This is a genomic window from Pelotomaculum propionicicum (genome assembly GCF_004369225.1).
Classification (GTDB): Bacteria; Bacillota; Desulfotomaculia; order Desulfotomaculales; family Pelotomaculaceae; genus Pelotomaculum_B; species Pelotomaculum_B propionicicum.
Genome location: NZ_QFFZ01000083.1, coordinates 1 through 7539, shown reverse-complemented (window position 1 = coordinate 7539; position 7539 = coordinate 1). Strand labels below are relative to the sequence as shown.

At 39.7% G+C, this 7539-nt stretch carries 6 protein-coding genes; 3 read left to right on the top strand and 3 right to left on the bottom strand.

Annotated features, from left to right (window positions below):
- The first annotated feature begins 144 nt into the window (after nt 1-144).
- Together Pmgp_RS18460 and Pmgp_RS18455 are read left to right on the top strand one after the other, a co-directional pair.
- The gene (locus tag Pmgp_RS18460; RefSeq protein WP_134216038.1) at nt 145-633 is read left to right on the top strand and encodes an ISAs1 family transposase; all 489 of its coding nucleotides are present in this window, start codon (nt 145-147) and stop codon (nt 631-633) included.
- A gap of 347 nt (nt 634-980) precedes the next feature.
- Complete coding sequence (locus Pmgp_RS18455) at nt 981-1895, top strand: LysR family transcriptional regulator (protein ID WP_134216036.1); 915 nt, start codon at nt 981-983, stop codon at nt 1893-1895.
- Between the two features lie 102 nt (nt 1896-1997).
- Here Pmgp_RS18455 and Pmgp_RS19905 read toward each other — a convergent pair whose 3' ends face one another.
- The 3 genes from Pmgp_RS19905 to Pmgp_RS20125 form a co-directional block, all read right to left on the bottom strand.
- The gene (locus Pmgp_RS19905) at nt 1998-2147 is read right to left on the bottom strand and encodes a hypothetical protein (RefSeq protein ID WP_192903024.1); all 150 of its coding nucleotides are present in this window, start codon (nt 2145-2147) and stop codon (nt 1998-2000) included.
- 31 nt (nt 2148-2178) lie between these two features.
- Nucleotides 2179-4200, bottom strand: a complete 2022-nt coding sequence (locus Pmgp_RS18450) for an oxidoreductase (RefSeq protein WP_192903023.1) — start codon at nt 4198-4200, stop codon at nt 2179-2181.
- 512 nt (nt 4201-4712) lie between these two features.
- Nucleotides 4713-7001: a hypothetical protein gene (locus tag Pmgp_RS20125; protein WP_205078102.1), complete on the bottom strand. Its 2289-nt coding sequence runs from the start codon at nt 6999-7001 to the stop codon at nt 4713-4715.
- 136 nt (nt 7002-7137) lie between these two features.
- On the opposite strand from Pmgp_RS20125, the gene Pmgp_RS20435 reads away from it, so the two are divergent.
- Entirely contained in the window at nt 7138-7299 is a 162-nt protein-coding gene (locus Pmgp_RS20435; protein ID WP_243119954.1) for a hypothetical protein, read from the top strand.
- Nucleotides 7300-7539: the final 240 nt, after the last annotated feature.

The following is a 7539-nucleotide window of genomic DNA, read 5'->3' as shown; positions in this document are numbered from 1 at the left end:
AGCCCCTTTTGGAACCGCTGGACCTGGAAGGCAGGGTCGTCACCGCCGATGCCATGCACACCCAGGTGGAGCATGCCCGGTTCATCGTGGAAGATAAAAAGGCCGATTATGTCTTTCCGGTAAAACAAAACCAGGGAAACCTTTTTGAGACCATCAAGAGCACAAGGAACGAGGATTTTTCCCCCTCCATACCAAACACTGGAAAAGGGGCACGGACGAATTGAAAAACGTACCATCAAAACTTCTCCCGTAAAAGAGGGACAGACAAATTTCCCGTATGCCGCCCAGTTTGCCAGTGTGGAAAGATTGTTCACGGACTTGCACGGCGAAAACCCGAAGAAAGATATCCAATTCTATATCACCAGCCTGTCTGCTGAAGAAGCGGATTCCCGGGTGTTGCTGGAAATAATTCGTGGTCAATGGTCAATTGAGAATTCCCTGTATTGGGTCCGGGATGTCACCTTTGATGAAGACCGTTCCCAGATCAGGATGGGGTCGGAGCCTCGTGTGTTTGCCTCTATTCGCAACTTGGCAATCAGTCTTTTGCGTCTGCATGGATTTAAGAATATTGCCGCCAGCCTACGCAAACTGGGGTGGAATCGTGAACTTGCTCTGTCACTGATTGGCGTTTAGCGTGACTTTGCCGGAGATCTGCCATGGAACCTTATTGATTTCATTCTTCTTCAGCCTCAGATGGCTATTGTTGGAGAAGTATCTTTATTCCAAGAACAAACATTTTTGAAGGCTTGGAATAGCCACAGCCAAAGAATAAGATTAAATTATAATTAGCATAATAAATAACACTTATTCTTCATTGTGTGAAATATGTTACTATATCAATAGAACATAAATCTATTTATATGTTGCAGCGGGCTATATTCATATCATTTTATTTTTTACTATGTTTCCTACTGATACTTTAATCGTTTTCCTGTCTTCTTCACTTTTTATTCATAGTGGGCCAATGAAGGAGCAATACCATGCGCTTGCAACAATTAGAATATTTTGTTGAAGTTGTACGCTGTAAGTCCATGTCTCAGGCAGCAAAAAATTTATTTATTACACAACCAGCACTTAGTGTAGCCATTAAAGATTTTGAAAAAACCATTGGTGTTCAATTGATTAAGCGTTCCAATAAAGGAGTAGTTCCCACTACACTGGGTAAACAAATTTTTAATGATTCCCAAGAGATCATAAACATTTACAAAGGCTGGCCAAATGCTTCAGGTAGTGGAGATATTTGTGGTGATGTTTACATTTTTGCCATACCTTCTATTTGCAACTCTATTTTATTTAACGAAAGTTTCTTCAATTTAAAAAAAATGTATCCGAAGTTAAACATTTTTCTGGACCAAGTAAGACCACATGAGCTACTAAGTCATATAATAAAAAATTATCCGAGTATAGGAATTGGCTATTATTTGCCAAGTGAAAGAGAATCTCTGTTCAGCCAGGCTAAAATGTATGGCTTAAAAACTGAGTTGCTTTTTAAAGATGAATTTAATATCTTGATTAGCAATAAAAACCCTTTAGCCCAAAAAGACAAGCTTAGCTTGTCTGACTTAAAGAAATTACCACTTTCTTATTATTCAGATACTAACGACAATATCTCCTTACCCTATCAAATGTATTTTGATGACAGCTTCCGTTTTAGATTGAACAGCAAAGAAAATATTATGGAGCTGATTGTTCATAACAAAGCTGTCGCACTTTATCCTGAAAAGGCCTCTAGATATGAATACTGTATAAGATCTAATCTAGTTCGTCCTATGTCAGTTGAAAACTTTAGATTTCCACAAGTTGAATTCTTTATTTTATATCCGGCTAAAAAAACATCATCTATTGGATTAATGAAGGTTGTTGATAATATAAAAGAGAATCTTTCCGATTTTTAAACGGAGATTAACATATTTTTGCATGCAAATCGCTAATAGTGCTGGGCCTAAAAGATCCAGCACTATTAATTCAGTCATTAACAAACATGTTTTGTTTAAGACTTACAGCATGTATGCTACATCATAAGCGGTACGTATAGCGTTATTGATATCACTTGCTTTGACCGCATCACCGCAAACCGCCCATGCCGGGCGCACACTCAGAAAGGCACTGGACAGATCCAGTGCCTTTCTGCTAGTGTGTATATTCATACACCGGATCTACACTCTTTGTTATCTTTCTTTACAGAGTTGCAGCTGCGTCGAAGCCGGAATCAACTGCATCGCAGATATCTGCTACCCAGCGGCAGTCACCAATATAGCGGACATTATTTGCTGTATCTTTGAAGGAATCTCTTTCTTTTGCCAGAGGTTTCATGCCAGTGCTGATAATGACGCTGTCAGCTTCAAAGAATAAATCTTGGCCATCAGTATTGGTAGCGTAGACACCTTTGTCATCGATCTTGTTAACAGTTGTAAAGGTGTATGTTTTAATTTTTTCATCTTCCATCATCTTTATGGTGTGCAGACGTTCTGTCAATTCGCCAGTGGAAGCCAGATATTCGCCCATTTCCAGAATGGTAATATCACGGAATCCTTTACTGTACAGATGAATTGCTGTTTCGCAGGCTATCAGACCGCCACCTACGAGTACAATCTTGTCGCCCAGCTTGTCTTCATTGCCGAATACATCCAAATTCTGTACCACATTCTTGCTGTCAACACCAGGAATCGGTGGGATAACCGGTTCAGCGCCTACTGCAACAATAACTGCATCGAAGTTGCCATCGGAAACCATTTCCGGGGTAGCAACAGTATTGTAAATTACTTTTACGTTTCTCTTCTTGATCTGAGTTCTCATGTAGTCAACATAACGTTTAATATCATTTTTGAACCACATATGATCCATGAAGGTACCTAACTGGCCGCCCAGTTTATCGGTCTTTTCAAAGAGGGTAACATCATGTCCTTTTTCTGCTGCTGTAACAGCTGCCATCATGCCGCCAGGGCCGCCGCCTACTACAGCTACTTTCTTCAGGCTCTTAGGAGCAGGCAGTTTCAGTTTTTCCAGGCCTTGTACGAAGAATGGGTTAACGGAGCAAGGAATATTATAAGTGAAGTTACCAGTATCAATGGTCAATTTATCTGTCAGACGGCCACGACGACCACCATCCAGACATTTGTCGCAACGTATGCATGGACGGATATCTTCTTCACGACCTTCTTTGATCTTATTAACGAACTCGTGATCTGCTACAGCCTGACGACCCATCAGTACGTAGTCAGCTTTGCCTTCTTCCAAAGCGCGTTCACACAGTTCAGCATTATGCATACTACCTACAACACCTATTGGGATCTTAACAGCTTTCTTAACTGCTTCGCTGCCGACTAGGTTGTGGCCAGGTTCTACGAAATGAGTCGGATGCTGGAACAGACGACCTAGAGCATCTACACGTTGACCGCAAGTGATATGGATCATATCTACTTTTTCAGATAGGATTCTGCACTGTTCTACGCACATATCCAGTGTAATCCCTTCTGGATTGTAGAAACCATCGTTCCAGTTCATACGTAATTCAATTGGCATGTCTCCAATATATGCACGTACTCGATCCAGTATCATCAGTGGGAAACGACACATATTTTCAATAGACTGTGGACCATATTTGTCTTTCCGGTGATTTGTTATCGGGGACAGGAAGTTGCTGACCAGCCAGCCATGAGCGAAATGCAGATTAATAGCATCGAAACCGGCACGTTTTGCAAATTTTGCCATTCTGCCGTATTCTTCAGCTACTTTTTCCATATCATCTTCGTTCATTTCACGTACGTGGTTGCCATTCCAATATGTTTCACTGCAACTATATGATTCCCCGATATGTCCATCATGGTGCATACAAATACCAGCATGATAAATTTCACACATTGTACGAGTGTCAAAAGCATGTACATAACGCTGCAGTTTGTGCATATCTGCGAAGGCAATGTTTTCTTCATCATCAATGACCAGCGTACGGGAATGGCCGCCGTTTCTAGGAATTTCTACCGGAATACAAATAGATGCGAAACCACCTTCTGCCAGTCGCCCATAGAAGTCAATCCCTTCCTGATTGATATGGCCGTTTGGGTCGACATCATTCCAGCTGAACAAAGGAGATACCAGGATTCTGTGTTTCAGGTGCAGACGTTCATTTTCTTTTTTGCTTTTGCCAACCGTCAGAGGTTCAAACAAAAGTGGATATTTTTCTTTATATTTAGGGAACATATTGTTCGCTCCTTTCATAAAACAATTATTATAATCATTCTGTTTATTACGGATATACCGGCCGTGGATATGTGTAGACATAAATCTTTTTTAGTTTTCACTATTGAGATGTTTAAAATCTACTTTATGATAAATATCTGCTAAACTTTTCACCCGGGTAAAAATTGTTATACAGACTCTAACATAAAGTCTGCTCTAGCCTCCCTCCAATTGTGGATTTTCGCGAAATCAACAAATATATAAAGCAATAAATATATATAACTTGCCATTCGAGGCTTGCCGAAATTCCACTGTGATTTTCATCACAATAACTATAATCGATTTTTTTCATCTTGCATAATGCTTTGAATATATATTGGGTATAAGAAATTTCAATGTCAAAGGAGGTCAACCTAATGTATGATAAGTGTCATTACAACAAATGCATTTTCCTGTAATAAAAAAGCAGCTAGACATTCTGCAAATTTTCAGAAGTCTGGCTGCTTTTATTCAATTAGCTGCTTTTGAACTTATTACATCAAAGCCCACAAATCATCATTCAAATAACATTTGATGGAATCTTCAATCCAATAGAAAAATCTGGTATTCGGACATTTTGTTTCATATGCTTTAAACCTCAAATACATTTCTGCACCATCACTTACATCATGCCAGATATCAACAAAGACGAAATCATACATACCATCTGCCATGACCTTTTCCGCATAAACAAAAGCATTTCCTTCAATAATCTGAATTTTTTCCGGGTGATGAAACTGCGGCAGAATGTATTTCTGGAATAATGCAATTACATCATGGCTATACTCCACAATAGTAACAGATTCCACATTATCATTCTCCGAAGCCAGGAACGCAAAATAGCCCAATCCCAGACCATAGGTAAGTACTTTCCCCGCTGATTCTTTTGCTACCGGCAAAATCGTTTCTATTTCATTCGGCAATAATGTCATCCATTCTCTCTTGTTTTCAAGTACAGCAGGATAATAAAAATCACGCATAAAAAAGCCAATTCGTGGAATGATGCGTCCATCTGATGTAACCTCATTATCATTATAGATAAACGCCTCACAAGGTTTCAGTCTCTTTGTTCTGAACTCCCAACGATTTAAATTATCAGAAGGGAGCTTGATTGTTTGATAATACCGATCATTCTCGTAAACTGTCGGATCCAGCTGACGTACCATCGGGATGAAATAATCATGAAACACTTCCAGATCTGCGCCATCTGCATCTAATCCCAATATTGCCGCCAATAATTTTGCATAAGCATATTCATACGAAATGCCTGTGTCTTCTGCCAGTTTTCTGACATTCTCTGCCGTTATTGCATCAGGGGTTTCATTTAGATAATTGCTGAGTTTCCGCATAAGTATACTATTGTAATATTTATTTTTATTCCGTCTGTTTGATTCATGCCAGCGTTTCAAGTCGGTTACCAGAACTTCCGCCTTTAATCGATTAAATACTTCTCCGCAAACTTTGTCCAGGCCGGCTTCCATCTTTTTCGCTTTTATACCCTCAACAGCAGAAAATACCAGACACACTTCAGTCAAACCTTTTCTCAATACAGCAAAGGATAAAATATTATGATCGAACATAGTGCCATCGCCGTCAAATCGGATACCATATACTTCTGCTTCCATGCAGTTCTGCAGCAGATTTTTCAATTGGCTCCGTAGTGCCTTACTTTTTTCGCCTGCTGTCTTTCTCTGTTCCCTGTCACTCAATTCACAAAGTGCAATGCAGGAATCGGTTTCCTCTGCAGCATATTTGTCGCAGGATATGATCATATCGATCATACCCGCCTGTTCCAATTGAATACCGCCGTTTGCAATACAAATATTCAGTAGTGCATATTTTACCGCATTATGAATTATCCGATGCGCGTCACGCTGCATAGCTGCTGCATCAGTTTTTACCCAGACCGCATATTTTTCCATTAAAGTATCCGTAAAGCTGCACATATTCTGAACTTCGGACACCATTTTCTTAAACGGTTCCACAAGATGCTCTTTCTGTGGAACTAGAACCTGTGCAAAAAATACATCCCCCAGCGTCTGTGCTTCTGCTATTTCATAATCAATATTCGTACGGTTATAAGCATCACTTGCTTTTTGATAACGCACATCAACAAAACCATCTATAAACTGCTGACATTCCTGCTTGATTTTTTCTTCATGCTCTGTATACATTTTCGCAAACAGTTCACAAATATAATACAAAGTTTTTTGTTTGAATAATACGAAAAATTTCTCTCTGCGCAGAATATGATCTGCTGCTGCAATATTATAAATACACTCATTTATCACTGCTTCTGTAACTGCGCAGATCAAACCAAAAACTGCATCAACTGAATCTGCAGAAATTCTGCTGACTGCCCTCCAGGATAAATCATCCCAGGATAAGCCACTGTTTTTCATCAATTCATTTACATCTATTTCAGGCAGTACAATTTCACCTGATTTCACCATGGATAACATAGAAAATACATCATAATAACTAATCAATGCCTGGATAAAAGCAACGTCCTCTTCTGAAACAGACCCCTTAGACATTGCTGCCTTTAAAACAGCACTTTGCAGCATAAGATCCGTACCAAGATAAAGACTTGATCTTATACTTTCCTGGTCATTTTTTGCATTTACTTCAGCTATGATCTGAATAATCTCATTTGCTCTGCTTTCCCAATCATAAATTGTATTTTTTTTGATTCCCAACCGTTGGGCTGCTGACGCTGCACCTATTTCTTCGGCCATTTTTAAGGCTTCCATGCGTTCTAATTTATTGTATATTTTTGCCATCCATATCGCTCCTTTATATTTTTATATATCATTTCCTTGCGATTTCGGACTGCACTTTTATTATAGTACTCCAAAAGGACCTTAAGGGCTTTAGAAGAGCAAATTCATGACATGATTTAATTAGATGATTTTCCTGATGTATCACGACGAGCTTTGGGGGAAATTCCAGCTTCAGGCCTATGCCGCCATCCGGCAGCTGATCGACCTCCAGTGCAAATTACCGCACTTGGATCGTGCCCAGGTTGGTGAATATGTGAATCGGCACCTTGCTTATGCCGGTGCCGATCTTCTCGGATAGTGCTGTTGAATGAAGTTTTCCGGTTTTCAAGTGGTGTTGCTAGACTTATTAACAAGGTCTGCACCCATTGCTTGCTCTACGGAGCACAAAACGGTCGTAGGATTATCGATGATTGTATTTGCTAAACTAAAAGTGTACCAATTTTAACCCATTGATCACCAAAAAGTTGACCACCCGATCAAACCAATCCTGTACACTGTAACTGGAAATTAACAGGCGTACAGGAGGAAAGGAAATGAT